This window comes from Photobacterium ganghwense, assembly GCF_003025595.1.
GTDB classification, from domain to species: domain Bacteria; phylum Pseudomonadota; class Gammaproteobacteria; order Enterobacterales; family Vibrionaceae; genus Photobacterium; species Photobacterium ganghwense.
On sequence record NZ_PYMI01000002.1, the window covers coordinates 1019314 to 1045246 of the forward strand.

Consider the following 25933-nt stretch of genomic DNA (forward strand, 5'->3'; position numbering starts at 1 on the left):
CTATGAAGTTAGATATTATTGGACTTGACCCTTCGATGAGCAATTTTGGCTTGGTTAAGGGTGTTTATGACATTGAAACGGGCAAGGTTGAGATTCGAGATATGATCTTGACTGAGACAAAGAAAGGATCGAATAAGCAGGTTCGTCAAAACTCCGATGATCTCCGCCGTGCTACCGAGATTGTTCGCGCTTCCAAGCACCATATTCAGCAGGCATCGGTGGTATTTGCAGAGTTGCCGGTTGGCAGTCAATCCAGCCGTGGACAAACCAACTACGGTGTATGCCTTGGGATTTTGGCCTCTATCGACAAGCCTCTTATCCAGATTACGCCTAACCAGATTAAGAAATTGGTTGGTGGTAAACTGACAACGTCCAAACAAGAGGTTATCGAGTGGGCTATGGAAAGGCATCCGGAAGCCCCTTGGTTAACTCAGAAGCGTAAAGGCGAAACCATTGTGCTTGGAAAGAATGAGCATTTGGCTGATGCCATTGCCGCGATTTATGTCGGTCTGCAAGAAGACCAGTTCAGACAGTTAGTTGATAGCCTCAAAAACTTCATCAAAGTTGCATAAGCTGTAGCTTATCAACCCCCTCAAAAGAAGCACATCTTGTAAACCAAGCCACCTGAAAGGCAAAATATGGTGGTTTGGTTATTTACGATAAGTAAGCTATGACTTATTATCCCGTTCAGAGTTATAAGGGATAACAGACAACATGCTTACAGTTACAAAGCGCGATGGCTCTAAGCAGCCGTTCGACTCTGAAAAAATCAATGCAGTAATCAAGTTCGCCTGCCAAGGATACGAGAGCAAAGTCTCGGTATCGGCGATTGCTATGGCGGCGAAAATCAGTCTGAGCGATGGAATGAAGACTGACGACATCCACAAAGCTCTGATTAAAGCTGCGGCTGATAAAATCAACCAGCTAAACCCTGAGTATGCGATTGTGGCGGCTAAGCTGGCTCTTTATCGCATCCGCAAGCTGGCGTTTGGTCAGTATGATTACCCTGATTTTTCCGCCCATGTTCGCAATCTATCTGCGAAAGGTATCTATGACGCCGAAATCCAGCAGAAGTGGACGGCGGAAGAAATTGCCGAACTTGGCGCTTACATCAAGCCTGAGCGTGATGATCTGTTTCAGTATGCGGCGGTAAGCCAGCTTGAAAGTAAATATCTGATTCAAAACCGTGTAACAAAAGAGCTTTACGAGGCTCCGCAGCAGGCTTACATGCTTATCTCAATGTGTCTGTTCCAAGACTGGAAATATGACCGCATGGGTATAGTGAAAGAGTTCTACGATGCGGTTTCTACCTTTGAGATCTCACTGCCAACTCCAATTATGGCGGGTGTTCGCACGCCGACTCGCCAATACAGCTCATGCGTTGTTATTGAGTCAGGGGACTGTCTGGACTCTATTAACGCCACAACATCAGCGATTGTTAGATACGTTTCTCAGCGTGCAGGGATTGGCATTGGCGCAAGCAACATACGTGCGCTTGGCTCGAAAATCCGTAATGGTGAAGCGTTCCATACTGGCTGCATCCCGTTCTACAAAATGTTCCAAGCTGCAGTGAAGTCATGCTCTCAGGGTGGGGTGCGTGGCGGTGCTGCGACTATCACCTATCCAATTTGGCATCTTGAGATCGAAGATCTGGTTGTTCTGAAAAACAACCGAGGCACTGAGGACAACCGTGTTCGTCACGTTGACTACTCAGTGGCTATCTCTCGCCTGTTCTACGAGCGTCTGATTAAAGGTGCAGACATTACTCTGTTTAGCCCAGGTGATGTGCCTGACCTGCTGGATGCGTTCAGCCGCGACCAAGCGAAATTTGTGGAGCTATACGAGAAATACGAGCAAGACTCGTCTATCCGTAAGAAGACTATCTCCGCAACCAACCTGTTCTCTCTGATCATGCAAGAGCGTGCGGGAACCGGTCGTCTGTATATCTTCAACATCGACCACTGCAACACACACAGTTCATTTGATCCTGCTGTTGCGCCTGTTAAGCAGTCCAACCTATGCCAAGAGATTACGCTGCCAACTAAGCCTCTGAATCATATTTTCGATGAGGAAGGCGAAATTGCGCTTTGCACACTGGCGGCATTCAACCTTGGTGCGCTAAGTGACCTGAAGCGTCTTGAGCGTCTGTCATACCTGCTAGTTGCTGCTCTGGATAACCTGTTCGACTACCAGAACTATCCGGTTAAAGCCGCAGAGATTGGCACGAAGGCGCGTCGTTCGCTAGGTGTTGGTGTCGTTAACTTGGCTTACTACTTGGCTAAGAACGGTCGTCGCTACTCTGACGGCTCTGGCCTGCCACTGGTTCATGAAACCTTTGAGGCAATTCAGTTCTATTTGCTGAAAGCATCAAACGAGCTTGCTAAGACGAAAGGCAAGTGTGAGTGGTTTGAAGAAACCAAGTATGCGAAAGGCTTACTGCCGATTGATCACTATGCAAAAGCGGTTGATTCAATCTGTAGCCATGAGCTGAAACTTGATTGGGAATGGCTGCGCGGTGAAATCAAAGCACATGGTCTGCGCAACTCAGCGCTGACGGCTCTGATGCCATCTGAAACGTCTTCCCAGATTTCGAATGCGACAAACGGTATTGAGCCGCCTCGTGGCCTTGTGTCTGTGAAATCAAGCAAGGACGGCATGATTAAGCAGGTAGTTCCGGATGTTGCGAGCCTATCTTGGCAATACGAGCTGCTGTGGGAAATGCCAAGCAACAAAGGCTATCTGGAAATTGTTGCTGTTATTCAGAAGTTCGTTGATCAGGCTATCTCGGCTAACACCAACTATGACCCTCGTGCATTTGGTGGTGCTGTCCCGATGCAACAACTTCTACGCGACCTGCTAACTGCATACCGTCTTGGCATCAAGACGCTTTACTACCACAACACCCGTGATGGTGCTGGCGAAGTGGACTCTGATGGCAGTAAAGACAGTGATTGCGACGGTGGCTGCAAAATCTAATTGATTAGGGTGGGGAGCAATCCCCACTTTTCTGCCTACTTCACTGCGTCAAAATGGCGCTATCGAAACAACAAGTAACAAGAGAAACAAACAGTGACTTATACAACGTTTAACCGCAAACAGTTCGACGCAAAACTTGAGCCAATGTTTTTGGGTGAGCCAGTGAATATCGCTCGTTACGATGAGCAGAAATACACGCTATTCGAGCGCCTGATTGAGCGACAGCTATCGTTTTTCTGGCGTCCTGAAGAGGTGGCGATGGATAAGGACTACGCTCAGTTCTGGGCTTTGCCGGAGCATGAGCGCGAGATCTTCATCTCGAACCTGAAATATCAAACTCTGCTTGATAGCGTTCAAGCTCGTGGCGTGAATATCACTCTGCTGCCTATTGTCAGTCTGCCTGAGCTTGAGACATGGGTTGAGACATGGGCGTTTAGTGAGACTATCCATAGCCGTAGCTACACCCATATTGTTCGTGGTCTGTTTAGTCAGCCTCAAGAAGTGTTCGACAAGATCATCATTGATGAGGCGATTATCAAACGTGCTGAGTCGATTACACGGGAATACGACAAGCTGTATGACTTGGTTTGTCGCCACCAGGCTAACGGTGATGTGCCTAAGAACGAACTGGCTACTCAGGTTTATCGCGCTCTGATTGTGCTGAATGCGCTTGAGGCTATCCGCTTCTACGTGAGCTTTGCCTGCACATTTGCCTTTGGTGAGCGTAATGGCCTGCTTGAGTCAAACACGAAGATCATGCGTCTGATTGCCCGTGATGAGGCTCTGCATTGCCACGGCACTCAGGAAATGATTCGATTCATGCGTATTGGTCGTGAAGGTGCGGATTGGCAAGCTATTGCGGCATCCCAAGAGCAATTCCTATGGGATACGATGCGAGAGGTTTCCGAGCAGGAAATGGAGTGGGCGGATCACCTGTTCCGCGATGGCTCTATGATTGGCCTGAACGCTGAAATCCTAAAGGCATATGTTAAACACCGAACAAACGTCTCTATGGCTCGCTTGGGTGTGTCAAAACCTCTGTATCCGGAAGTGACAAGCGATCCTCTGCCTTGGATGGATAACTGGCTGTTGTCTTCTAATGTGCAGGTTGCTCCACAAGAGGCTGAAATGTCCAGCTACCTTGTTGGTCAGATTGATGCGTCTATTGATGTCGGCGCACTGGCCGAAATGGAACTTTAATTACACAAGGGAATGAAAATGTCTTTATACGAGCAGGCATTAGAGATTACGCACGAATTTCATGATGTATTTGGCGACCCAATTGCGGCAGCGCCGACACTGGGACTTTTGCAGACTCGACACAATCTTGTTCTGGAGGAGGCAAAAGAGCTAAAGGAAGCTATCGAGTCGGGCGACGAAGAGGGCGTGATCGACGCGCTAGGAGACTTAGTTTATGTGGCGGCAGGCTCAATCACGGCTATGAAGTCGAGCTGGTTGAGCTTAGAAAGCCACGTTGACGCTAACGCAGGCTATATCTTGGCTAAGTCCGTGCGAAATACATTCCGCACCGACCTTGAAATGGTTGTGGCGATTGCTCTGTCGAGCTGTGAAACGCTAATGAACGGAGTCAAAGTGACTAGCGACGTTCAGAACTTGGCTGACCGTTTCCTGATTGGCTGTGGAGTGCTGATTAAAGTCATTGAAGCCGTGATGACATGCGGGAAGATCGACCACAAGAGCGTGATGGAGGATATCCACGCCTCTAATATGTCAAAGCTATGGCCGGCAGATGCGGAAATGCGTCTTGAGTTGGCTGGTAGTGACACTGAGCGTTATGGAGACATTGCATTCCGCCCTTGTTTGAATCGCGACGAGTATGTTGGATACCGTCTTTCGGATAATAAAATCCTCAAGTGTCCGACGTATAACGAAGTGAAACTTGGCGGTTACGTCTCTGGTGTATTGAGAGAGGCGCTAAGCGCGTAAACTGTGAAAGGGAAGTAGCGTTATGACATGGAAGTTAACTGCATTTGTCATTCTATCAATTCCTTACGCAGTGATGGCCGCAGGTCTCTCCGCACTGTAAAAAGGCGTTGAAAGGTAAGTAAGCTGTGACTTATAATTGCCTTGGAATCAATTGCTTTATGTTTCGTAACAGTAAGTGCCAGCCGACTTTCTTAGGCTGGCATTTTTTTTAATAGGATAATTACATGGCAGATTACGCCTATAACGAGATAGCAAAAGCCACCTTTAACTGTGGTTTCAAATCAGATGACCGCACAAATACCGGAACTGTGTCTCTGCCGTTCCAAATGTCCAAGTATGACCTGAGTGGTCTACGTGTGCCGCTACTGTCCATGAAAAAAGTCAATGAACGTGCGGTGCGTGTAGAGCTGGAGTGGTATCTGCGCGGCGAAAGCAATATTAAATTCTTGCAGGATAACGGCGTTCACATTTGGGATGCTTGGGCTGACGAAAATCTCGAACTGGGGCCCGTTTATGGTTGTCAGTGGCGTAAGTGGGAAGACACCCGCGCTGTTGCTGCCGAAGAGGTTCCGGAGCTGGAGAAAATTGGCTATCAGGTTGTGGGCGTTCTCGGCGATGAGCGGGTAGTGGTGCAGCGCTTTGTCGATCAGCTACAGGATATGGTTAATACGCTTCGCAATACGCCGGATGCCCGTCGAATCATTTTGACAGCCTGGAACGTCGGTAAACTGCGAGACATGAAGCTGCCACCATGCCATATGACCTTCCAAGTTTGTAGCAAGGTGTTGCCGGAGGAAGACCGTTCAATCCACGGCTACAACATTGGTCTGACCCACTTGAAGTATGGCTATGAGTCGAACTACGCCGAGTTCGTTGAGTATGTAAATTCCCACTTGCAGGGGCGCTATGAGTTTGCAACCCATGAAGCGATGGATGAATTCAAGATCCCGCGTCGTGGCTTGTTCTCTGGCTTGTATCAGCGCTCAGTTGATGTGATGGTCGGAATGCCATTCAATATCTCGGGATACGCGATTCTGACTCACTTTATCGCCCAAATTACTGATCACATGGCTGTGGAATTCACGCACTTTGGCGGTGATGTTCATATTTACAGCGATCACTTCGAGGGTTATGAAACACAAATGGCGCGTGAGCCGATTGGCGACAATGATCCTGTCGTCCTGTTCCCTGATCACTATTGGGAAATTGACGATTTCGCTTTCGAAGAGGTTGTGATTGAAGGCTACAAGCATCACCCGTTTATCAAGTTCCCTGTAGCGGTCTGATAGAGAGGGGCAGATGAAAGTTGTAGTTTGTGATTTAGATGGTGGTATCGCCAACACAAAACACCGCGATTATCTGTTGCACAAGAAAGATTGGGAACGTTACAACAAGGCGTGTCGTGATGACGCGCCTGTTCGCTCTCTAATCGCGGTTCTGAATGGACTGGCATTGCAAGGTTACGTCGTTGTTTTGTTATCTGGTCGCTCTAATGCGGTTAGAGACGAGACTGTTGAGTGGCTGATGGAAAATGGCGTTTCCTACCACCACTTGCTGCTAAGAGCTGCTGACAACCGCAAGCCCAATGACAAATTCAAAATGGACTTGATTAACGCCTTTCTGAAAAGCACCGGAGCAACGCTGGAATTTGTCATAGAGCCTTTCCAGAAGACCGCCCGAGCTTGGCTGTCACATCCCCATAAGCCTACCGTCCTGATTACTGGTGAACTCAATGCTTAAACTGATTGCTGCAGCCGATCGTGCCTATGGAATTGGGAAGCAGAATGCGCTTCCCTTTAAACTTTCCGACGACATGGCTTTCTTTAAGCGAATGACCTCCGGCTCAATTGTTGTCATGGGGCGGAAGACCTTTGACTCAATTGGCCGTCCACTCCCTAATCGAACCAATATCGTCCTGACTCGTGATGGCAACTGGCATAAACCTGACGTGTGGGCGACCGGTGAAATCCAGCCGGTTATTGACCTGTCGAATGAATTTGATGTGTGGGTAATTGGCGGAAGCGAGATTTACGCTCAATTCCTGCCTTATGCTTCGCAAATATATCTGACAGAGGTGGATGCGGAGCTTGATTGCGATACGTTTTTCCCTTGCTTTGACAAGTCTCTATGCAGGGTTGAGACGCTTGAAGATCATGAGGCAAATGAGCGTAATCAGTTTTGGCTTTGCTATCCGCAAGTATTCAAAGGAAGACCAATGCGAATCGGTTTAATTGGTGCTCAAGGCACTGGAAAAACAACACTGGCAAAAGCATTTTCTGCCCGATGGAAAACGCCTTTCGTTGAAACCTCTCTAAGTCGCTTGTTTAAGGTTCGCGGCTTAGAGGTTCGTTCTGAAATGGACTTTGATACGCGCCTTGATATCCAGCGCGATATGCTTGACTACTTGGTTGAGCAGTTGAAAAACAACCCTGAAATGATTGCTGACCGGACACCGATTGATATTGCTGCTTACTCAATTGCGATTGCGCCTTACGGTGCAACGCCGGAGCAATGTGAGCGATTGGAGCAGCATGTTTTCGAGTGCTTGGAGGCAGCAGAGCAACTGTTCGACAGTCTTGTTCTGATTCAACCAGGTATCGAGCTGACCGAAGAAGATATCAGGCGAACCGACCGAGGCTTGATTAACTTCGTTGCTCAGGAGCGCATTACCTCATCCAGCTACTACCTGCTTTCCAAAGTAGGGGTGTCAAAAGAGGGCAAGTCTGTGCGCTGCGGCGTTATTCCTCTGTTCCTGACAGAGCTTGAAGATCGCCTTCGAGTTCTGGATAAGTTTACAACCGGCGTGACGCACAAAGCCTGCTACGTGAGCGCCGAGTCTAAAACCCTTCACTGAGTCTTTTCTGCCTAACTGCTTGGCGCAGAATGAATGTAAACAGCACCAAGCAGAGGCAATTGATGTGAGTATTATTATGTGTGACGAGTATTTGTCTGTAGAAGAAGAGCTGAACCGCAAAGTAAACGACACGCTAATCGACATCCTGACAAAGCGTGACGGCAAAAGAATTTCACCCGCTCAGGCCAGAGAGCGCATTGCGGTCGTTCATGATGTGGCTATGGGTTTAGTAAACGATGACTTATCAAAACTGATTGAGGCTGCTCTGCGAGAAGCTGGCACTCAGCAAGAGAATGGCGCACGTCGCTTGTTCCCCGTTCTGCTAAGAAAAGACAGCAATATGCTTTCGCTGGACATTGACGAGTGCAACCCTAAGCGCTTGGTGTTGAAAGGTGTCGTTGGTGGCAGTTTTACTGACAAGAGCAGTTTCTTTGATGCAGAAACGGATGCTTTCAGAGCTACAGCCGAGACACTGAGCAAGTTGCTGAAAAGTGGGTGGAGTAAAGAGGTATGAGTCGTATTTTGGTCGGTGGTCTGGATATTGAAACTACAGGTCTGGATAAGAGCGATCACCGTGTAATTGAAATTGCCGTAAGCATTCGTGACTTAATGACGGGGGAGCGTCTTGGTGGTTTTGAGCAGCGGTTCAATCCGCGTCGTTCCATTGATGCTAAGGCGCAGGCTGTTCATGGCATTTCGCTGGCCGACTTACATGGCTGTCCGTTGTGGGAAGACCAGGCTGATCGCATTCATCGAATCCTGTCTAAGTGCTCGGTTCTTGTTGGTCACAACGGTATTGAGTTTGACTTCCCGTTCTTGGATGCGGAGTTTAAGCGTGCCGGTCTGAAACTGCCGGAGGTTTATCAGTTCGATACAATGCAAGAAGGGCGTTGGGCTTGTGAGGACGGCAAAATTCCTCGTCTGGGCGAACTGGCCTATGCTTGTGGCTTTGACTATGATACAGAGAAGGCTCATAGCGCTCTATATGATACCGAGCTGATGATAGATTGCTTCTTCTACGCTAGAGAAAAATACAATCTGTTTCAGATACCTGATTTGATAGTAGAGTCCAATAAAGTAGTGTGAGGTGAGGACTAGGAATGTCCTGCTATTACGTATTCAATTGATTTGTGGAGGGTGGCTTTTGCATCCTCCTACGCACTAGTTCTCATAAAGCTATAATTTACACAGACATAAGTCGTTCAATTTGACTTCGATAGGAATTGCTTCTAATCAAAATTCTGATGGCCAGCTATTTAAATGTGCATATGGATAATTTTAAAATCAAACCTGATGCTTATGTGACATTCTCATGGAAAGGCCGAACAATGGAAGGTGAATTTTTCCGTGTTTCCAAAGGGAGTAATAGCGGAGTAATTCGTCCTTTTGATCGCGCACTTAGACAAGAATTAGTTGATGACAAGCTAATCTCACGAGTGAACTGTCTTGAAAAGAACATATTAATTGATGAGTTAGTAACTTGTGACGGCATAGCTACGGATGAGAGCGTTAAGGTTGGGGATGGAACTTATAATACCGTTCAAGGCTATGATTTTATTGGAGAAGGTGAGCTGAAATCTAATGACTTGGTTATAGCTGATTGCAGATTAGAACTCTTGCGACGACAATTACATGCTGTTTACTCAAAATTAAAGTATACGGAAAGCACGTATGCAGACAGAAAAGAAATCGAAGCACTAAAATTTGAGTTCAAAAAATATTCTTTGGATAAATTTAAGCCTCTTAGATATAAATTAACGCGCAAAAAAAGAGTATGGCAGTATGTGTCCACACATCCATTATGGTCACTTTTATTAATTGTGATTTTATTGGTTTTAGTCTTGTTAAATTAATTAAAATCGCACTCATAGTATGTATTCTATGATAATTGTCATTAACTTCTCACCTTTTTTCTCCATCTGTGTGCAATATTTTTTTATTTATCCTTTTCTTTTTGTTAGGCAATTGTTGTTATTCATATATCCGACAATCTAATACCTTGCCAAATCCTTTTATACCTATCCGCAAATGCGAAAATAATTCCATCGAAAAGATAGACGATTTATCGAACTCGGAAAAAGGAATAAGCAAATGACACAAGTAACAAGCAACCCAATTTCTGACTTAGACGAACTGGACGCGCTAATGGCAGATCTCAACAACCTGAGCATTTCCGCTGATGATCTAGACGCGCTTGAAAAGACATCTGCCGACAAGAATGCCTGCGACATTGATGATCTCGACATGCTACTTGGCGAATTGGATATGCCGGAGGTCGAAGAGCAAAAGATCGAAGAGCCAGTTGCGGCTGCAGATAATGAAGATGACTCGCTTTCATACCTTGATGAAATGCTGGATGAGCTGAATGAAAGTTCTAAGGATATCGGCAAGCTATCTGACGGTGAGTTGGCAGCCCAATCAGCTAAAGAGGCTCAACATCAACAAGATGTAGAGGCTGTTGCGTCTAAACAAGATGATGAGTTTGTAGAAGGTGAAGCAAAGCCAAAGCCAAAGCCAAAGCGCAAGCGTGTAGCGACTGGCGGTAAGACGGCAGAGGAATACGTTGCCGACAAATCTGACGCTGCCTTTGAGGCTGTGGGTATCGCCACAGAAGAATTTGCTCTGATGCTCAATGCACTGCCGAAAAAAGTGAAGGACAAGGCGAAGAACATTCTGGCTTGGGCGAATGATGAGGCTGAGCTTTCCATCTACACCCGTCTTTGCTTGGAATACCTGGTGAAAAACGGTAGCGCAACTTCGGGTGACTTACGGACTTACCTAATGAGCAATCCAGAGAAGCCATACACGGTGGGAACTGCTGGCTCTCAGGCTGGACAGATGATGGCGCTACTGCCTGCTATTGGAATGGCAACCAAGGACGGCAAATCCATCACTCTAAATCGAGAAAACCCACTGTCGGCAAAATTCATTGGTTGATAGAAGTTAGCGAGCGCCCTTGGTGGCGCTCCGGAAATAGTGTGTTGGTTAGGGGGAGAAAATATGTATTCGGTTATTCAGGCTCAGTCAGTAGCGGAAAAGATTTCACGTTTGATGTTTGATATCCGGCTGTCACAGTCCAATGCTTTTGAGGATTGGGTAAAGGCCATGCTCAACGGTTTCATCGGGGGTGACAATTGCCGTGACCACTTGAGTTGGGGAGATCACGAAGTGACAAAGGCAGTTGAGGCAGAAAAGCTGTTTTTCGGGTTCGTTGAAAGTTATCCAGGTATTGATTTGCTGGGGCGGGTTATGTGTGAGCTGAACTTGGCAGGCCATAGCAAAAACCTTGGTGCGTTCTACACGCCTTACTCTGTCAGCAAGGCAATAGCGCAAATGCAGTTTCATGATCTCAAATTGGACAACTATCCGGACGGATTCTCTGTTCTTGAGCCGTGCGTAGGGGCTGGTTCTATGGCACTTGCTGTCGTGGAAACGCTATTTGAGAAATATGGACAGGCTGGGCTGGATAAACTGCGACTCACTATTAACGATATCGACAGATGCGCGGTTTACTGTGCAACCATCCAGCGATTGAAAACCGTTGAAGTGTTGTCTCCGACCAAATCATTACGCGAGATCATCGTCTACTGCGGGAATGCGCTGACAGTCGAACATGAGCTTTTGTATCACATTACTGCAGTGCCGATTCGGTCTACTACAGAGGAATTGAATGCCTTTGTAGAAATGCCATCATTTGCTTGTGCTTAATATTAAGGAAGTTCGTGGTATGAGTTGTATTCAATGGGGAATAGTTGCGCCGGAAAGAAGCAAAGCGTGGTTTGGCGCTCGCATGAATATCGTTTTTACCGATGGCAAATATAATGTTGAGTTTTCCCAGCATCGCGCCGGACTGTATGGCAATACGGAATCGGAAGAGGGCAAGTTGATTCAGCGCCTTATTTGGGGACAGGATCTTTCGTTGGCGATCAGCACGATCAACCGAGTTCTCAATGAACGTCGAGAAGAGGACATACGCGGCTTTCGGTATGAGTGGGAATTACCTTTGGGTGTAAAAGCGGTGGCTGATACCAAGGGGCATAGCGAATATATTTTTTTCTGTGTGTATAAGTAATCGGTGACTTAAGTGATTGCTGTAACCAAAATCATAATTACTCGCTTGGAGGGCGAGTTCAAATTGTGCAACAAGCCTGAAATTTTTGACAAGCCATCCGCCATTCTCGATTCGACGAACTGGATGCTGCGACAAGCACCAACCTTGTCGAAAGTAGGCTACGACAAGCATGACGTAGAGGTTCATTGGGAAGATGGCGAATCAATCAACTTTGTGTTTAACGGCACAAGTGCCAAGAACCGAGGCCACATTACCTACAGTGTGCTTGGGTATTTGAGAAAGCTCTTTGCCTATGAGCTTGAAAACGGCCTTCCGTTCTACGGCGAAAAGGACACACCTCTCATCGCCGTGAGATTGCAAAATTCGCCCATAACCGCGAAGGGTTCAAGTTACTCGTGGCCTCTGTAAACGACGTTCTCAAGCAAGCAGCGTAAGAGCACAAAAACAGACTACACCCCCCCAGAAAAGCGCCCAGAATCACTCAGGGGCGCTTTTTTCGTATTTACCCAAGCCAACCCACAGCTACAGTGTCCCGAATCGTCTGAGAGCGTTTTGGAGAAGAGGCAAGTCCGGAACGATTTCCTATTGAATTAAGTAAGCGCTAGGTTACTATTTGGAGGGAGCGGCAGGGTAATCCGCAAGGTTCTTCCCTATATAAATAATTAAAAGAATATTTATATATTGGAAGCTAGGTTTTTTGTCCGAAGGTAATCGTGAAGGAGTTACGGAGTTATCTCAGGAAACTAGGCTCTGCAAGAGCCTAGTTTCCTGAGATAGATTTCAATATCCGGAACTACCTAACACTGAATAAAAACCGCGTTTCCATAAATAATATATTTATTCCTTTTAATTTATATAAAAGGGGTGATCGACAATTTGCTTGGATGCCTTGTCTGCGGAGTCAAAATCTAACTAAGCACTAGCAACAAGTGAGGGTTATGATGAATAAGTCCGGAATGCCTGATTATGTAAAGCGAATTGACGATCTGATCCGGAAATCCTTTCCGTCCACCCACCCAGTCAGCGAGGATTGGGGAAAGTTAATATCGGACGTGGCGAAATTCGCTTCCCTGCGCGATTTAGAAGTGATTAAAGCCATAGAGAGCCACCACAGCACCAAGTTACCACCAAAAGCGCTCAGAAGCGGATACAGCGAGCACCCTCTGTTCACAGACATGAACAAGATGATTGAGCATGTGAAAGGACTTGCGGAGTTCGACAAATCGACAGTCTGTGCAGCCTTGGAAGTGGTAACGCCGTCAGTTGGTAATACGACAACGGCATTTTGCATCTACAACGGCGCAGAGCTTTACTACAAGTTCAAAATGCCTGGCACCTTTTCTGGCGAGATTCAGGCTGGTCTATACGCGATTATTGCCGCGATGAAGATTTTCAACGAGTGTGAGCTGGAGCAGGCGATGATCTTCACCTCATCAACGGCCATGCAAAATGGTTTTAGACATTGGGTGCCTAACTGGAAACGCAATGGCTGGAAGACCAAAGCAGGGGATGAAGTTAAGTTCCAAGCCTTATGGAAGAATGCCTACGCGACATTACACTGCTTCCGTTATCACGAAGTGAGCGAGCCAACCTGCGCGGATACACTTGGCTACCTGCGGATTGCTAAGGAGTTGGCTGAAGACAACTCCAAGTAGTTTTGCATTCAAAAGGTAAGTCATTGCTTACTTAAAATAAGTGTTGACTTACTTTTTAAAAAGCCGCTATCTTCCCGAACGGTATGAGAGCAAACGACATGGATAGCCCTGTAATGACTGATAAAACACTGCCTGTTTTTGAGGTGCAGTTGTCACCTATTCGAGTTCAGGCTGAGAACCCTGTTCAGGCTGAGAACCCTGTTCAGGCGGCTTTGATTGCAGCCAATGTTGCCGGCCAAAAAGGCGCAGACAAGTTCTTGGTTCGTAGCTCGAATGGCGTTGAGAACCAAGTTGATCTTGGCCTGCTTCATGACCTTGGCGTGCTGGTTCAGGAGCAGCCGGAAACTCCTGCTGAAACTGAATCCGAGCAAGCTGTTGAGATTGAAGAAGTAACCGAATAATTGCGTTCGATGGTCTTACTCTGAAACGGAATTGGGCTGCCATTTGGTAGCCCTTTTTCCTATCTGGCGTGCCTATGGCGTTTATTTAATATCTGCGTATTGAAACGAGCAACTGCAAAGGAAACGAGCAATGGCAAAACCTACCAACGTAATTGCCCTGATTGATACTGACTTTTTGAGCCGGATCGACTCGAACTTAGAAACTAGAGACGGGGCATACAACTTCTACAACTGGATGATCCAGAAGGGCATCAAGAGTGAGCAGATGACAAGTGAGTGCATCGGCCACCTGATTAACGAGGTGTTCCGACTGCGCAGCCAGAACAAAGAGCTATACCAGCGAATTGCCAATCGTGACGCTCAGTAAAGGTTGCGGAGTATAGCCAGGTGGAGGCTTCGGGACCGGTGTAGAGCAGCCCCGAAGTCTTGTTGCAGAGCGAGCAACATAAACATTTTAGCCTCGCACACAGCGAGGCTTTGCTTTACTTACCGGACAGCCAATCAAATAACTATCGTTCAGCACCAAATGCCAAGCCTTTTGGAGTGAGCCAAGTGGAAGGTAATTAAAACCGGTCAAATGTTTGCAATTTACGGTCAAAAACCTATACCCACACCAGTCAAAGATATAAGTATGTAGCAAAACTATCTCATAAACACAAAAAGCCTTTAATATCAATTTCTTATCTTTGTTTTTACCAAAGAGAGTCAGAATCAAACCCACTCAAAGAGTTATCAATAAAAAATAAGAAAAAATACTTACTTTTTGATTAACCCCTGACCCCAATTCTTATATCGCCCAAAACCACCCAAACAGAACCGAATAAAACAAAAAAACAACTCAACCCCTAAACACGTAATCCATTAAACGATTCGTAAAACCGCAAGATCCTACCAGCGGGAAGCCATCCCCAAATACCCACCCATTAAACAACATCACCAAGCCCAATAAACTAAACAAACCACATAAGCCCAACACGCTATACACCTTCAATAAGAAAGCTCTAATCACTTCTCCCGCCAGTAAACACAAGGACTCAGCCATAGAACATCACTCTCAACGCTCTATAAAGGGAAAGCAGTAGAGAAGAGAATCGCGGATACCAAATCCCATTAGAGAGCAATAGTCCGTAGATAAGCAGGAGTGATGAAAGACCAGTAGAGAAGAGATATTCACCTTCCATGATAAGGAGTGAAGAAAGCTGTCATTCCATTAGAGAGGAGCAACTATTAAGAGACAGGGAGAAGAGAGAGGAAGCGATATAGGGAGAAGCTGGTGTAAGGGGGAGAGGGAGAGTGGGTTTCGGAAGGCGCGCCGCACAAATTCCCTTTCAATGACTTAATCAAGTTCTCCGCCGTCAGGCGTTTGGAGTCGGGAAGTCTGGCCTGAAAATTTTGAGAAAGGTGACGTTCCGGATATGGACCGAAAGGGAAGCTCTCATTAGGTGAGTTTTTGTCAGGGAGAATTGCCGTTGGTTTGCGGATATTAGCCAGGTATTTCGAATCGGGGTTTCCAGCCGGAAAAATTAGGGAAAGGCTGAGGTCGTATATGGCCGGTTACGGCTTGCTGCCCTCATTGATGAGGGAACTACGATTAGGGACAGTTCCCCGAACTGGTATTAGGGGTTGTGAATGGCCGCGGATTTCTATGGCGCAATGTGGTTCCCGCAAGTGTCCGTTCCCGAGCACATACAGATCGTCTCATGCAGCTTTCACGGCAATCAATGAATTTCGTTAGGCAAAAGCCAACTTTCGATAGGCGATAAATTTCCTCCCGTAGTCTGTTCTGGATACGTTATTTTCCCACATCTGCTCCGGTGAAATAGATGCTCTCGCAAGGGGCTGAGCTTCCCGCAGGGTGCTTGGCCTGTTAGTAGGGAATGAACTGCTAATTTACCTTTCGGGAAATGACTGAATGGGTAAATTGGCGGGGTGTTTAAAAACTTCCGCAAGAAACTCCCGAGAAACTTTCTAGAATCGCTTCCCTGCGTGTTTTTGAGTGTGGGGAATACGGTGGCTCCACTTTTTCTTAAATCGTCTCTGAGCGCGTTCTACAGCGTTTTACTTCACTAGATAAAAAATAAGCAGTTGCTTAGGTATTGGCTGCTAAATGATTGTTTTGTTCTATATGGTGGATGTAAAATAAGTAAGCGGTTAGTGATGTAGTGCAACTCATTGGAACGTGCCGCAGCTAGTCTTTGTTCCTTTGGGCGTTGAGCTTAGTGACGGCTCCCCGATAACACAACCAGTCAGAAACCTAATTGCACTACTCTTGAAAAGCGAAGCCCTTCGAGCGGGGTTCTGGCGAAGAACGACCACTGCCAGTGAAACGCGGGTTAATGTGATGCCACTATAGGCACTAAGTAGCCAAAAGAAACTGTAGAAATCGACCATAAAGCGCGGGTTGGTATCCGCTTAGTCACGGGGTTTGACACACCATGCAATGTGCGCCTAATAAGTAAGCCGCAGCCACTTGGTTCGGCTTCCTGTTTGAATAGGACAGGGCACTGCGCAGAACGATGCCGCGATAAGTCAGCTTTTCAAGAAGACAAAAACTTGTGTGCCGGATAACCGGAAAGAGTGTTGGTTAAAAATTAAGCGCTCGCTCGCAATTTTTCTCCAGAAACCTCTAATTCAGGGTTGGCTTTGGTCTTGGGTAGATTTTGTGATTTCTTGCTGGTATCACATATCGCTCAAAAGACCACTTTTACCTGAAAAAAGCCAAAACAGAGCAAACAGAAGAACAAGTAAAGAGAAACAGCCAAGGCAAAAGCAAAACCTCTCAAAACAGACAGAAGAAAAGCTCAGCCGAGCGAAATCAGACAGCCCTCAGCAATCCACTTCCTTGCCTCTCCAAGTCCGCGAAAATGAGCACATCAACGGAACCACGGAGCGAACACAATGCAAATCGCAAAAGACACAATTCAAGTTATCGGGCTCTGCAAAGACGGAAACGTTGAAGCACGCCTGACCACCTACAACACAGAAAACGGCATTCAGCGTTTTGACCTGGTAGTTATGTCCAAAAAGGCAAAGAGCGGTGCTTATCTGTCTACAGCGAGTCTTGCGGCTATCGAAAGAGCCTGTGTTCGCACCTTGGGGATTCAACCTGAGAAACTATCCCAATTTTTAAATGCCGCTTAATAGGTAAGCGCTTAGTTAATTTTGGTGTTGCATTTACTTTTTCAGTATGCAGAATAGTAAGCGCTGGCTTATCAGGGGGATTTGGTCATTGCCCCTTATCCAGCAAGCGAGAGGACAAAAATATGTTTGCATATACACAAGAACAGGCACGTAAGCGTTCTGAGTATAAGTTAGCTTACATGACTGATTCGGATCGTGAACAGATCCGCACTGAGCAGCGCATTGACAAGCTGCTGGCGAAGACATTAGAGCGTGAACGTAAGCAGCGCAGTAAGCAACTGCGACGCAAGCGCAAAGCGACGGAGAAAGCTGATGCGGTGACTTACTCAGCTCACCCGCTACAGTTCTTCCAGCACAAACAGCTTATGCGCGGCTCTGATGGCCGTTACTACTGGATGGATAAAGCGACCTTTTCCATGACACCTACGACGCTTACTGCGGCGCTAGATGAAATGGAAACCGTTGAAGGCTGACAGCCAGTAAAGAGGACTACGGGAATTATTCCCATATATAGAATTAGGCAGTTCGGTGGTGTTACTTGTCCTCTCACCGAGCCGGACTGCCGCCCATTTTGCTTACCTTGCTTGATGTTGCGTTTCTCCGGTTAGCTTCGCTAAGTTCCTTCCTCGGTGGAGTGCAAGGTAAGCACTTTTTCATTGCTTCTCTTACCGAAAGGGAAGCCACCCGTTTCTCTATTGTAATGCTGCCACTGCCATGACAGGGGATCGGCAAGGAGATAAAACTTCTTCGCCGATCCTTTTGTCTATTTGACCTGACTGATTTAGCACTGTCTTTTCTGCCTTTTCCTTCAGGCAACAGACAAATTAGGCGAAGGTGCTGGCATTGCTTCGATAAGCTCTCAGACATACAATTCCGCCACGCTAACCAAAAAATAAAGATACTGACGTATGAAAGGCGATTATCAAGAATGGCGTGATATTCCGGAGTTCGAGGGATATCAGATTAACGAGGACGGAGAAATCAGGGAGCTGCGGTCGCTAAAGAAGACCAGAGCCAGCAACGGTGATTACTACCACTTCACGCTTATCAGAGAAGACGGCAGCAAGTGGAAGCGACAGTCCAATACCTTTGTCGATGAGTTGTTTACGACTCAAGAGCAAGCCGATGGCAAAGTTGTCTGGAAAGAGGTTCCGGAGTTCAACGGCAAATATTTCCTAAGCAATAAAGGCGACTGCGTCACCATCCGACCAAAGAAGGCGTCCATGAAGGACGGGAAGCCATATGTCGTGAACATCAAAGGCACCAAGAGAACCGTTGCCAAAATCCTAAGAGAAGTATTCGGGGAGCAGTAAGCTCCCTTTCTTTTGCCCGCAACATACCGCAAGGCCATATTCCAAGGGCAACACATTTAACCTGGCTAACTCTCGTCTAAATAACCAATCAGACCACCTCGCGGCACTTCCAGCCTCAAAACAGCAACTCCGGCTCCAAACACCTCGCGGGACGTAAACTCAGGTATTTCAATTTCCGGTGTCCAGCCGCAAAAATTAGGGAAAGGGGGCAGGGCGAATAGTGCAGAGTTAGGGAAATTTGTATTCGCAGACAAATTAGGGGGTAAAAAAATATAAGGGAAGGCTTACCGGAGTTTTCAGAAGGTTTTATTTCAGGGAAGGTTGACACCGTCCGGCAGGCTTGAGCAATAAAGCCGACTTTTTCCGCTGGTATATAGATCGCGTGACGCGAATAACCAAGAAATAAAGAAAAATCAATAACCAGAATTGCAGGTTTGAATATGATTTAGCCAATCAAGCCTACTTAATTAATAAATTACGCAGTAGGTCACAAAAAGCATTAAAGCCGAAAAATTCCGAAAAAAACACTTGCTGGTTTTGCTCGAAAGTTCCATAATTGCCACATCGAAACGAGAGACACCAATCCAAAGTTTCGATGAGTTAACCAAGTATCAGGTAACCAGTAATTAAGGAATAACTATCATGGCTAAATCAACTGTATCTTACATCGCTAACGCTGAAACTGTAAACGTAAAATCTAAAGCTGATGCTGTCCAAAACGTGAAAAACATTCAAGCTGTCATTGATAGCAAAGTTGAAGAGCTGGAAAAAGCACTAGCGGAAACAAACGACAAACAGCGTGAAAAAGATCTAACAGCAACTATCCGCACGGAAAAGAAACGCGCCCGATATGTTTCTCAATTCCTTGCAATGGTAGAAAACGATCAGAAAGCAGCAAGCGCAAACTATCAAATGCAAAAAGAAAACCAACTGAATCTAGCGGATATTTGCGCTGATATGTATTCACTAGAAAAACTGGCGTTTATCTTCGGACAAAAGAATTTCGAATATACAGTAGCGCGCTCAACTGAAACTAATGTAATCATTCCGTTTAAACTGATTGAAGAAATGGGAACATATAGCTTTACAGTGAAACAATTCCGCGAATTTTACAGCGACGTTAAGGTTGAAGCATGGCGCAAAGCAAATCCGGAATTGTGCGAAGTGGAATTGAATGCTAAACGCGAAAAGACTAATCGCCAGTCTCAAATGATTCTGTCAATGCTTGTTAAATTGGGCGCCTTCGAAGTGACTAGCAAGGCGAAACTTTCAAATGATAGCGGAACAGTGCAACTGGCTGAAAATTCAAAATTGCTTCAACTGCTTAGCAGCAAATTTGAGTCACTAAGTGTTTTTGTTAACGCTCAGTAAATTAGTCACCGGTGACTTATTAAATGTGGTGGCGAAAATACGCCACTACCACAACAAGAAAAATTGCCAGTTTCAAAAACACAAGATCCGCCCGAGTGGCGGATTTTTTTTACGCGTTTTTCATCCTCTTTAAAATCCTTTCTGTATGCCATTCTCAGCGCTTTTCCTTGTTAGTGGTGCGAGCGCATGGCTTTAATCCTTTGTCGCTTTCTGGCTGCGATTCTGGTGCGATTTGAGCGTGATTTATTTTTGACTGAAAGAACGGAAGTCTTAGAAAAAAACGAGTTGGTTGGAAAGCATTGCCTCGGCAGAAATCCCTGTTTTTGCCCACTAACCTTATAGCCCTTGTATAGACCCAATAACATTTAGGGACAGTAGAGCCTCTGTATCTTGTTTAGCCTATAGACCCAGCCTGACCCAATTGACCCAAAGTGACCAACTGACACCAGCCGACCCCCTGAAATTCCACTGACCTTATAGCTCGCCGTCCCTAAAAGTGGACACCAAAATATTACCGATTTGAAAAGTGGGGCAGCCTTATAGCTCTGAGCCATGAAACGGGCAAAAGAAAGGGGCTTCCGCCCCTTGTCTCAGCCCATGAAAAGGCTCTGAATATCTTCTGGTGATACGTGCTTGCCTTGTTTTATCAGGCTCTCAAGCTCTCGAAACCTTAGAGCTTGCTCGACCAATGGCTGTAAAACTTTCTCCCACTGGTCTTGCGTAAAACTCTCAAGCGCAGCAGACACCACAGCCCCTCTGTCCAGCTTCACACCATTCTTGGTCTTTGACTGCTTCATGGCGCTTCGTAGGTTCGCTACAGCCTGGTTGCTTACCTTCACGTTGATATTCACAAAACTCTTTTCGCTCATCACGCAACCTTATGGCTCTGTTTTAGCAGGCTGTAGTCGAAGTTGGTCCCTTGCGGAAGAATGCCCTCTGCGAAGCCCTTAGTGGAGTGGACAATGGCACGGCGCTCTTCCGAGTGTTTGTAGAGGTGCTTGTTGCACTTGTCGATGAAGTCCACGACAAAACAGATGTTCGCGGCATCTTTCTTGGCGCGTAAACCTCGACCGATACGCTGGCGAAGCTCTACTTCTGCCTTACCCGAACCGGCAAGAATAACTGCGCCTACAGCCGGAACGTCAACGCCTACGTCCAAGATGGTCGAGCCGATAAGCACGTCAATTTTGCGAGTTGCCAGCTTCTTCAGTGCCGCTTCACGCTTACTTTGGTTCGAGTCGCCGAAGATGAACTCAACCTTGATGCCAAGTGCGCTCATCATTTCAGACAAGATACGCCCGTGGTCTTTGTGCTTAATCAGCAGCATCGTGCTTAGCCCGTAGTCCTTGAACTCTTTGGCTTGCGCTACGATCAGTCGGTTGCGCTGGAAGTTGTAGGTAACGCCAAGTGTGTATGCTCTCTGATATGGAGCGCCCCAAGACAAGTTGGTGTTAGGGTATTTCTTGGCAAGTTCGGGCTTCGCATCAAAGCGCTCTCTGTCGTGTAGATGAGTGCATTCAATGTATTTGAAGTAAGGGCGAGCCAGAATACCGGCATTAATCAGGAACTCTTCTGTTACCTTGATGCCGATACTTCCGGACACGGCCATTAAGCGCATGTTTGCCTCTGCGCTGTCTTTCATGAATGGCGTAGCAGTCAGGGCAAGCCGGTAATCTGCGTTCTTACAGGCATTTGCGATGGCATAGAATTGGCCGCCGGATGATTCATGGGCTTCTTCGAGGATCAGCAGAGAGGTGCGCTCAAGCATATCGAGCACGACCTTACGTTTAGCCAGGTGCTTTTTCTTCTTCGCCGAATCCCAATCCGCCTTTGGATCTTCAAGTGCCTTGGCTAGTGTCTGGACGGTAGCCACGTTCACATACTTGGACATGGTAAATTCACCATCACCCAAGATGCCGACGAAAGCACCCGCAGGTAACTCACCAATGGACTTGCGGTATTCAAGAGATTTTTCGAAGTTGCCGGCCATCTGGTGCATCAGCACACCGCGAGTCGTGATGAAGAGTGTCTGTCGGTTGATACGCGCCAGTGCTTTGCAGGCAATAACCGACTTACCACCACCGGTTGCCACTTGAGCCACCATACCGCCCATTTCAACCAAACGCTCAACGGTCAGATCTTGATATGCGTAGAACGGGTTAGGTGGGAATGCGTTAACCACCGGATTTGGCTTTCCAAGCGGCTTAACCATTTCTTTGCGCTTGGTGATGACCTTGTAGCCGCTCTTCTTTAGACGGGTTGCGATGGCATTGGTGAAGCCAGCAGGGAATTTGCACGTTCCCCAATCAAAGAACGTAGACGTTCCATCCCAGCCAGTAGAGGAATACTTTGCCCCCTCAACTACGTAGCTAAGGGCTTTTTGAACGATCTGTTTTGCGTCTCGGTCAGCATTGACGAGCTGCGCAGTAACAGCGTTGCGGATGATAGCGACAGTTTTCAAATCTTACTCCTTGCCTGAAAACTACGAAAGGCACATAATCTACGATTGATAAGTAATTAGTGACTTATTTTAAGCAAAAGTTTATAAGTAAAAAAAGTTAGAAAACTGAGAAAAATGGCAAAAAACACCATCACCTTCCGGCGTGTAAGTGTGAACAGTCTTAGGCCAAACACTTGGAACACTAACTCAATGTCGCCGCCAGATTTCGACAAGCTGGTGCGCTCGATTGAGGAAGTCGGTTCCTTCAAGCCCGTAGTAGTTCGACGACTTGGAGACGAGTTCGAGATTATCGGCGGAGAACATCGCTGGAAAGCTGCGATGGTTCTTGGCTGGGATGAGATCGACATTGCTGATTTGGGCGAAATCTCCGAAGCCGAAGCCAAACGAATCGGGGTTTTGGACAACGAGCGTTATGGCGAAGACGATGAGCTGGCACTGGCTCGCCTGATTGAAGAAATTGACGCGGTATTTGATGTTTCTATGTCGGAAATCGCACTAATCAGCTCAGATTTGGATATCGCAATCAGTTCGGCAGCATTGGATGACTCGATCTTTGATGGTCTGGATGACGATTCAGAGCGGGAAGAAGAGATTGAACGCACAATGGAGAAGCTAGATCAGGAATCGGTCGCTTCGGGACAGATGATGCGCTTTAAAGTGCCAAACGAATATGCAGGTGCAGTGCGTGATGCCATCAGTGCTGTGGTGAAATCGCAAGGCATCAAGACGGGCAATGACATGGAAGATGCAGGGGAAGCACTTGCATACATCATTGAGCAATGGAGAGCGAGCTGATGAAGGATTTACAGCTTGAGGTTGTCTATCTAGACCCCAAAACACTCATTCCTTACGAAAAAAACGCCAAAATCCATAACAAAAAACAGATTGAAGCGTTGTCTGCCGCAATTGTTAAGCGTGGATTCGACCAGCCGGTTACGGTCGATAAAGACATGGTCATTATTACCGGCCACGGGCGAACCGAAGCTGCAATTTTCGCAGGACTGAGTGAAATTCCGGTAATTATCCGTAGTGATCTGACCGATACAGAAGTTGCCGCCAAACGTCTTGAAGATAACCGGCTGGCCTCTACCGATTATGATATGGAGCTGCTGGAAGAAGAGATCAACGAGATTCTGTCGGCGGATAGCTCTGAAAACCTATTTGGGTTTGACGACAAAGAGCTGCAAATGATGACCGAAGACCTGCTTTCCAGTGATTTGGGCGAGGAAATGCTGATTTCGGACGTTTCGATGGAGGCAAGCCGCATTGCAGAAGAGAACGAAGAAATCGGTGAGGAAATTGCCGAGTCCAAACTGAAAATTTCAGATGCCTTTGGCTTCCGCGAAGTGCCGATGAAGGACGGGCGCACAATCATTCGTTGGGTTGCCATGATGGAAGAGCTGACCGGACGATCGGGAGCTGCCGCTCTTGTCGAATACGCCAAACGCGACCTGGCTAAAGCCGAAGAGGTGATGGATTTCAGCGAAACGCCAGATCCGCACGTATCCAGCGACCTCGAAGAGCTGGAATCAATGCTGATTTCTTAACGAGGTGACTGGCAATGGAATACGTGATCAATAAGTCATTCAACTCGAAGGTGGAGCGAACACCGCGAGTCATGGAAGTTGCGGAGTCATTTGGCTTAGGCATTGAGGACGAGGCATGGACGATTTACGACAACTTGAAATTGGAAATCAATCAAGGCGATGTCGTTTACATCACCGGTCAAAGTGGTTCTGGCAAGTCCGTCATTCTAAGAGAGCTGGCGGCACAAATGGCAAAGCACCTGTCGGTCAAAACGATTGATGATGTGGTTTTAGACCACGACAAAACCCTCATTGACCAGATTGGCAAAACAACAACCGAAGGGCTTGGGCTGATGAATGTGGCAGGGCTGAATGACGCCTATCTCTTCATCCGTAAGCCGAGTGAGTTGTCTGATGGTCAGCGCTACCGACTGCGCATTGCCAAATTAGTCGAGTCAGGCGCCCAAGTTTGGGTTGCCGATGAGTTTGGTGCGGTATTGGACCGAACAACCGCTATGTGTATTTCCAACTCCCTGCAACGTGCTGCTAGGAACGCGGGGGCGACATTACTTGTCGCAACAACGCATAGCGACCTGCATTCAAGCATTAAGCCGGATATCACCATTACGAAGCTATACAAGGAGCGTGTAGCCGTAGAAGTTCATGGAGAGAGCAAAAATGAATGAACTGACCCGCCGTAACGAAATTCAGGACATGATGGACAAGAAGGGACTTACAGCCCCTCGCGTAACGGTTGAAAGCATCGCCGAGCGCATCCATTCGGTCGAATACGTCAAGCACACACTGCCAACCGGCGGTATTCTTCGCTGGTGTGTGATTAACATGGTGAACGGCTTCTCTGTAACCGGCAAACCAAGTGCCTGCTGCTCACCGGAAAACGACGATGAGGAAATTGGCAAGAAGGTGGCCTTTGACAATGCCTATCGTGAAATCTGGCAACTGGAAGGCTATCTGCTTTGTGAAAAGTTAGCTGAGGTTCCTCATGCAGCATGATGTGATTATTGAGCGCCACAAGGCTTCGGACTTTCCAAGCCGCCTGCCGTTCATGGATCGCATTGTAGTGAAGAAGGGCAGTGTCGAGGACTGGCACGCCCTCAAATCACTGCATTACAAGGCTGGCAATAGCTTTGGCGCTGCTGAGTATTATCGCTGTGAGCTGGACGGCAACCTGATTGGTGTTGTTGTTATCGTGTATCCGCAGTTACTTCTGGCCGAACGTCACCTGATGTTCCCCAAGATGGCACCTGGCACCGAAACCAAGCTGACCAATACCTATCGAGGCAAGATGGTCACGAAGCGCTGGTTCGGCACAATTTCTCGGTGTGTGCTGGATACCATGTATCGCGGCTGTGGAATTAGCTACCAGATGATCAACCTTGCGTGCCGTATGCACGATAGGGAAGTCATTGAGATTAAGTCGGCCATGTCCAAATACAATCCGTTCGCCATGAAAGCTGGCTTCAAATTCGTTAAGCCACCTGCGCCACAGAAGCGACGAGACGCGCTTAAAGCGTTTAGCTTATACGTCGAGTCAGATCCGACAGATGTGGACGCTGTGATGGCGGAGATTGCGAATTTCAGCCCATCACTGCGTGAGCGGACGCGAAAAGCTCTGATTGATGTTTATTTTAAGCATTCAAGTCGAGATAAGGCTGGCAAGAACAACAAAAAACGGGCTAAGGACTTCTACGAGACAATGTCCATCGAAGAGGTTGTTGCCGGGCTTCAAGACCTATGTTTTTCAACGGCCATCTACGGTGCTTACAAAAATCCTGACTACGGCAATGCGTCAATGCCAAAGGAACTGCCTATCGAGGCATTCTACTGGCAGGGGATGAACGAACCTTTGAACATGGAGAAATTAAGGGAGTGGAAGGAGGTTAAGTCCGCATGATTCTCACCAAGAAACAAAAACAGATTATCCATACAATCCTCATTGTCGAAGAGGTGCGAGGCATTGCAGATCTGGATTCGGTTCTTGAGTCGCTACCTTACAAAACGTCAAAAGAAAGTTTTCAGTTCAGCCTGCGAGCACTGATCGAGAAACGGCTGCTGACCAAAGGCGAACTCCGCAAGCGCTCAGAGGGAGGTCAGAATCGTCGGACGCTGCTGCTGACAACTTTGGGGCGGGCTTTCGCCAAGCAGATCGCACGAGTAGGCATGTCCTAATAATATTAAGAAAATATATTATATAT

29 protein-coding genes are annotated in these 25933 nt (G+C 47.0%); 27 read left to right on the top strand and 2 right to left on the bottom strand.

Features of this window, described 5'->3' with window-relative positions; all coding sequences use genetic code 11:
- The first annotated feature begins 2 nt into the window (after nucleotides 1–2).
- From C9I92_RS10400 to C9I92_RS10500, 21 genes are all read left to right on the top strand, one after another.
- Complete coding sequence (locus C9I92_RS10400; RefSeq protein ID WP_047884388.1) at nucleotides 3–572, top strand: RuvC family protein; 570 nt, start codon at nucleotides 3–5, stop codon at nucleotides 570–572.
- A gap of 142 nt (nucleotides 573–714) precedes the next feature.
- Nucleotides 715–2976, top strand: coding sequence for a class 1a ribonucleoside-diphosphate reductase subunit alpha (nrdA, locus tag C9I92_RS10405; RefSeq protein ID WP_047884387.1), 2262 nt, complete (start codon nucleotides 715–717; stop codon nucleotides 2974–2976).
- A 93-nt stretch (nucleotides 2977–3069) separates the two neighbouring features.
- Nucleotides 3070–4176, top strand: a complete 1107-nt coding sequence (nrdB, locus tag C9I92_RS10410) for a class Ia ribonucleoside-diphosphate reductase subunit beta (protein ID WP_047884386.1) — start codon at nucleotides 3070–3072, stop codon at nucleotides 4174–4176.
- A gap of 18 nt (nucleotides 4177–4194) precedes the next feature.
- Nucleotides 4195–4923: a nucleoside triphosphate pyrophosphohydrolase family protein gene (locus tag C9I92_RS10415; RefSeq protein WP_047884385.1), complete on the top strand. Its 729-nt coding sequence runs from the start codon at nucleotides 4195–4197 to the stop codon at nucleotides 4921–4923.
- Between the two features lie 224 nt (nucleotides 4924–5147).
- Nucleotides 5148–6209, top strand: coding sequence for a thymidylate synthase (locus C9I92_RS10420; protein ID WP_047884384.1), 1062 nt, complete (start codon nucleotides 5148–5150; stop codon nucleotides 6207–6209).
- A 13-nt stretch (nucleotides 6210–6222) separates the two neighbouring features.
- Nucleotides 6223–6663, top strand: coding sequence for a phosphatase domain-containing protein (locus C9I92_RS10425; RefSeq protein ID WP_053061758.1), 441 nt, complete (start codon nucleotides 6223–6225; stop codon nucleotides 6661–6663).
- Complete coding sequence (locus C9I92_RS10430) at nucleotides 6656–7777, top strand: dihydrofolate reductase (RefSeq protein WP_053061757.1); 1122 nt, start codon at nucleotides 6656–6658, stop codon at nucleotides 7775–7777. Before C9I92_RS10425 ends, C9I92_RS10430 begins: the two co-directional genes overlap by 8 nt.
- Nucleotides 7778–7841: 64 nt before the next feature.
- On the top strand, nucleotides 7842–8291 hold the full coding sequence (locus C9I92_RS10435) for a hypothetical protein (protein WP_146149685.1): 450 nt from the start codon (nucleotides 7842–7844) through the stop codon (nucleotides 8289–8291).
- On the top strand, nucleotides 8288–8863 hold the full coding sequence (locus C9I92_RS10440; protein WP_047884382.1) for a 3'-5' exonuclease: 576 nt from the start codon (nucleotides 8288–8290) through the stop codon (nucleotides 8861–8863). Before C9I92_RS10435 ends, C9I92_RS10440 begins: the two co-directional genes overlap by 4 nt.
- Nucleotides 8864–9021: 158 nt before the next feature.
- Nucleotides 9022–9630: a hypothetical protein gene (locus C9I92_RS10445; RefSeq protein WP_047884381.1), complete on the top strand. Its 609-nt coding sequence runs from the start codon at nucleotides 9022–9024 to the stop codon at nucleotides 9628–9630.
- 238 nt (nucleotides 9631–9868) lie between these two features.
- On the top strand, nucleotides 9869–10714 hold the full coding sequence (locus C9I92_RS10450; protein WP_047884380.1) for a hypothetical protein: 846 nt from the start codon (nucleotides 9869–9871) through the stop codon (nucleotides 10712–10714).
- A 63-nt stretch (nucleotides 10715–10777) separates the two neighbouring features.
- Entirely contained in the window at nucleotides 10778–11485 is a 708-nt protein-coding gene (locus C9I92_RS10455; protein ID WP_047884379.1) for an N-6 DNA methylase, read from the top strand.
- A gap of 19 nt (nucleotides 11486–11504) precedes the next feature.
- Nucleotides 11505–11849: a hypothetical protein gene (locus tag C9I92_RS10460; RefSeq protein WP_047884378.1), complete on the top strand. Its 345-nt coding sequence runs from the start codon at nucleotides 11505–11507 to the stop codon at nucleotides 11847–11849.
- Nucleotides 11850–11861: 12 nt separating this feature from the next.
- A complete protein-coding gene (locus C9I92_RS10465; RefSeq protein WP_047884377.1) occupies nucleotides 11862–12257 on the top strand; it encodes a hypothetical protein in 396 nt (131 codons plus the stop codon).
- 530 nt (nucleotides 12258–12787) lie between these two features.
- On the top strand, nucleotides 12788–13504 hold the full coding sequence (locus tag C9I92_RS10470; RefSeq protein ID WP_084712500.1) for an RNase H family protein: 717 nt from the start codon (nucleotides 12788–12790) through the stop codon (nucleotides 13502–13504).
- Between the two features lie 113 nt (nucleotides 13505–13617).
- Nucleotides 13618–13905, top strand: coding sequence for a hypothetical protein (locus C9I92_RS10475; protein WP_047884376.1), 288 nt, complete (start codon nucleotides 13618–13620; stop codon nucleotides 13903–13905).
- Nucleotides 13906–14035: 130 nt separating this feature from the next.
- Nucleotides 14036–14272 carry a hypothetical protein gene (locus C9I92_RS10480; RefSeq protein WP_047884375.1) on the top strand — a complete coding sequence of 79 codons (237 nt, stop codon included), beginning with the start codon at nucleotides 14036–14038 and terminating at the stop codon, nucleotides 14270–14272.
- 2531 nt (nucleotides 14273–16803) lie between these two features.
- Nucleotides 16804–17046: a hypothetical protein gene (locus C9I92_RS10485; protein ID WP_047884374.1), complete on the top strand. Its 243-nt coding sequence runs from the start codon at nucleotides 16804–16806 to the stop codon at nucleotides 17044–17046.
- A gap of 122 nt (nucleotides 17047–17168) precedes the next feature.
- The gene (locus C9I92_RS10490; RefSeq protein ID WP_047884373.1) at nucleotides 17169–17519 is read left to right on the top strand and encodes a hypothetical protein; all 351 of its coding nucleotides are present in this window, start codon (nucleotides 17169–17171) and stop codon (nucleotides 17517–17519) included.
- Nucleotides 17520–17954: 435 nt separating this feature from the next.
- Nucleotides 17955–18359: an NUMOD4 domain-containing protein gene (locus tag C9I92_RS10495; RefSeq protein ID WP_047884372.1), complete on the top strand. Its 405-nt coding sequence runs from the start codon at nucleotides 17955–17957 to the stop codon at nucleotides 18357–18359.
- 642 nt (nucleotides 18360–19001) lie between these two features.
- The gene (locus C9I92_RS10500; protein ID WP_047884371.1) at nucleotides 19002–19730 is read left to right on the top strand and encodes a hypothetical protein; all 729 of its coding nucleotides are present in this window, start codon (nucleotides 19002–19004) and stop codon (nucleotides 19728–19730) included.
- A 590-nt stretch (nucleotides 19731–20320) separates the two neighbouring features.
- Here the strand turns inward: C9I92_RS10500 and C9I92_RS10505 are convergent.
- Complete coding sequence (locus tag C9I92_RS10505; RefSeq protein WP_047884370.1) at nucleotides 20321–20599, bottom strand: hypothetical protein; 279 nt, start codon at nucleotides 20597–20599, stop codon at nucleotides 20321–20323.
- Nucleotides 20599–22191, bottom strand: coding sequence for a DEAD/DEAH box helicase (locus C9I92_RS10510; protein WP_053061755.1), 1593 nt, complete (start codon nucleotides 22189–22191; stop codon nucleotides 20599–20601). Before C9I92_RS10510 ends, C9I92_RS10505 begins: the two co-directional genes overlap by 1 nt.
- A gap of 114 nt (nucleotides 22192–22305) precedes the next feature.
- On the opposite strand from C9I92_RS10510, the gene C9I92_RS10515 reads away from it, so the two are divergent.
- The 6 genes from C9I92_RS10515 to C9I92_RS10540 are packed head-to-tail and all read left to right on the top strand — an operon-like array spanning nucleotide 22306 to nucleotide 25907.
- Nucleotides 22306–22986, top strand: a complete 681-nt coding sequence (locus C9I92_RS10515) for a ParB/RepB/Spo0J family partition protein (protein WP_047884369.1) — start codon at nucleotides 22306–22308, stop codon at nucleotides 22984–22986.
- Nucleotides 22986–23738, top strand: coding sequence for a ParB/Srx family N-terminal domain-containing protein (locus tag C9I92_RS10520; protein ID WP_084712499.1), 753 nt, complete (start codon nucleotides 22986–22988; stop codon nucleotides 23736–23738). The genes C9I92_RS10515 and C9I92_RS10520 overlap by 1 nt, the downstream gene beginning before the upstream one ends.
- A gap of 14 nt (nucleotides 23739–23752) precedes the next feature.
- Nucleotides 23753–24403: an ATP-binding cassette domain-containing protein gene (locus C9I92_RS10525; protein WP_047884368.1), complete on the top strand. Its 651-nt coding sequence runs from the start codon at nucleotides 23753–23755 to the stop codon at nucleotides 24401–24403.
- Nucleotides 24396–24731, top strand: coding sequence for a Gp49 family protein (locus C9I92_RS10530; RefSeq protein ID WP_047884367.1), 336 nt, complete (start codon nucleotides 24396–24398; stop codon nucleotides 24729–24731). Before C9I92_RS10525 ends, C9I92_RS10530 begins: the two co-directional genes overlap by 8 nt.
- Nucleotides 24721–25632, top strand: coding sequence for a hypothetical protein (locus C9I92_RS25580; protein ID WP_047884366.1), 912 nt, complete (start codon nucleotides 24721–24723; stop codon nucleotides 25630–25632). The genes C9I92_RS10530 and C9I92_RS25580 overlap by 11 nt, the downstream gene beginning before the upstream one ends.
- Nucleotides 25629–25907, top strand: coding sequence for a hypothetical protein (locus C9I92_RS10540; RefSeq protein ID WP_047884365.1), 279 nt, complete (start codon nucleotides 25629–25631; stop codon nucleotides 25905–25907). The genes C9I92_RS25580 and C9I92_RS10540 overlap by 4 nt, the downstream gene beginning before the upstream one ends.
- Nucleotides 25908–25933: the final 26 nt, after the last annotated feature.

Bases quoted from the DNA above. Each gene is read 5' to 3' on its own strand.
- C9I92_RS10420 (WP_047884384.1), top strand. From the start codon at position 5,148: ATGGCAGATTACGCCTATAACGAGATAGCAAAAGCCACCTTTAACTGT.
- C9I92_RS10425 (WP_053061758.1), top strand. From the start codon at position 6,223: ATGAAAGTTGTAGTTTGTGATTTAGATGGTGGTATCGCCAACACAAAA.
- C9I92_RS10505 (WP_047884370.1), bottom strand. From the start codon at position 20,599: ATGAGCGAAAAGAGTTTTGTGAATATCAACGTGAAGGTAAGCAACCAG.
- C9I92_RS10430 (WP_053061757.1), top strand. From the start codon at position 6,656: ATGCTTAAACTGATTGCTGCAGCCGATCGTGCCTATGGAATTGGGAAG.
- C9I92_RS10400 (WP_047884388.1), top strand. From the start codon at position 3: ATGAAGTTAGATATTATTGGACTTGACCCTTCGATGAGCAATTTTGGC.
- C9I92_RS10515 (WP_047884369.1), top strand. From the start codon at position 22,306: ATGGCAAAAAACACCATCACCTTCCGGCGTGTAAGTGTGAACAGTCTT.
- C9I92_RS10530 (WP_047884367.1), top strand. From the start codon at position 24,396: ATGAATGAACTGACCCGCCGTAACGAAATTCAGGACATGATGGACAAG.
- C9I92_RS10540 (WP_047884365.1), top strand. From the start codon at position 25,629: ATGATTCTCACCAAGAAACAAAAACAGATTATCCATACAATCCTCATT.
- C9I92_RS10485 (WP_047884374.1), top strand. From the start codon at position 16,804: ATGCAAATCGCAAAAGACACAATTCAAGTTATCGGGCTCTGCAAAGAC.
- C9I92_RS10520 (WP_084712499.1), top strand. From the start codon at position 22,986: ATGAAGGATTTACAGCTTGAGGTTGTCTATCTAGACCCCAAAACACTC.
- C9I92_RS10460 (WP_047884378.1), top strand. From the start codon at position 11,505: ATGAGTTGTATTCAATGGGGAATAGTTGCGCCGGAAAGAAGCAAAGCG.
- C9I92_RS10500 (WP_047884371.1), top strand. From the start codon at position 19,002: ATGGCTAAATCAACTGTATCTTACATCGCTAACGCTGAAACTGTAAAC.
- C9I92_RS10495 (WP_047884372.1), top strand. From the start codon at position 17,955: ATGAAAGGCGATTATCAAGAATGGCGTGATATTCCGGAGTTCGAGGGA.
- C9I92_RS10440 (WP_047884382.1), top strand. From the start codon at position 8,288: ATGAGTCGTATTTTGGTCGGTGGTCTGGATATTGAAACTACAGGTCTG.
- C9I92_RS10470 (WP_084712500.1), top strand. From the start codon at position 12,788: ATGATGAATAAGTCCGGAATGCCTGATTATGTAAAGCGAATTGACGAT.
- C9I92_RS10490 (WP_047884373.1), top strand. From the start codon at position 17,169: ATGTTTGCATATACACAAGAACAGGCACGTAAGCGTTCTGAGTATAAG.
- C9I92_RS10455 (WP_047884379.1), top strand. From the start codon at position 10,778: ATGTATTCGGTTATTCAGGCTCAGTCAGTAGCGGAAAAGATTTCACGT.
- C9I92_RS10445 (WP_047884381.1), top strand. From the start codon at position 9,022: ATGGCCAGCTATTTAAATGTGCATATGGATAATTTTAAAATCAAACCT.
- C9I92_RS10415 (WP_047884385.1), top strand. From the start codon at position 4,195: ATGTCTTTATACGAGCAGGCATTAGAGATTACGCACGAATTTCATGAT.
- C9I92_RS10480 (WP_047884375.1), top strand. From the start codon at position 14,036: ATGGCAAAACCTACCAACGTAATTGCCCTGATTGATACTGACTTTTTG.
- C9I92_RS10525 (WP_047884368.1), top strand. From the start codon at position 23,753: ATGGAATACGTGATCAATAAGTCATTCAACTCGAAGGTGGAGCGAACA.
- C9I92_RS25580 (WP_047884366.1), top strand. From the start codon at position 24,721: ATGCAGCATGATGTGATTATTGAGCGCCACAAGGCTTCGGACTTTCCA.
- nrdA (WP_047884387.1), top strand. From the start codon at position 715: ATGCTTACAGTTACAAAGCGCGATGGCTCTAAGCAGCCGTTCGACTCT.
- C9I92_RS10475 (WP_047884376.1), top strand. From the start codon at position 13,618: ATGACTGATAAAACACTGCCTGTTTTTGAGGTGCAGTTGTCACCTATT.
- C9I92_RS10450 (WP_047884380.1), top strand. From the start codon at position 9,869: ATGACACAAGTAACAAGCAACCCAATTTCTGACTTAGACGAACTGGAC.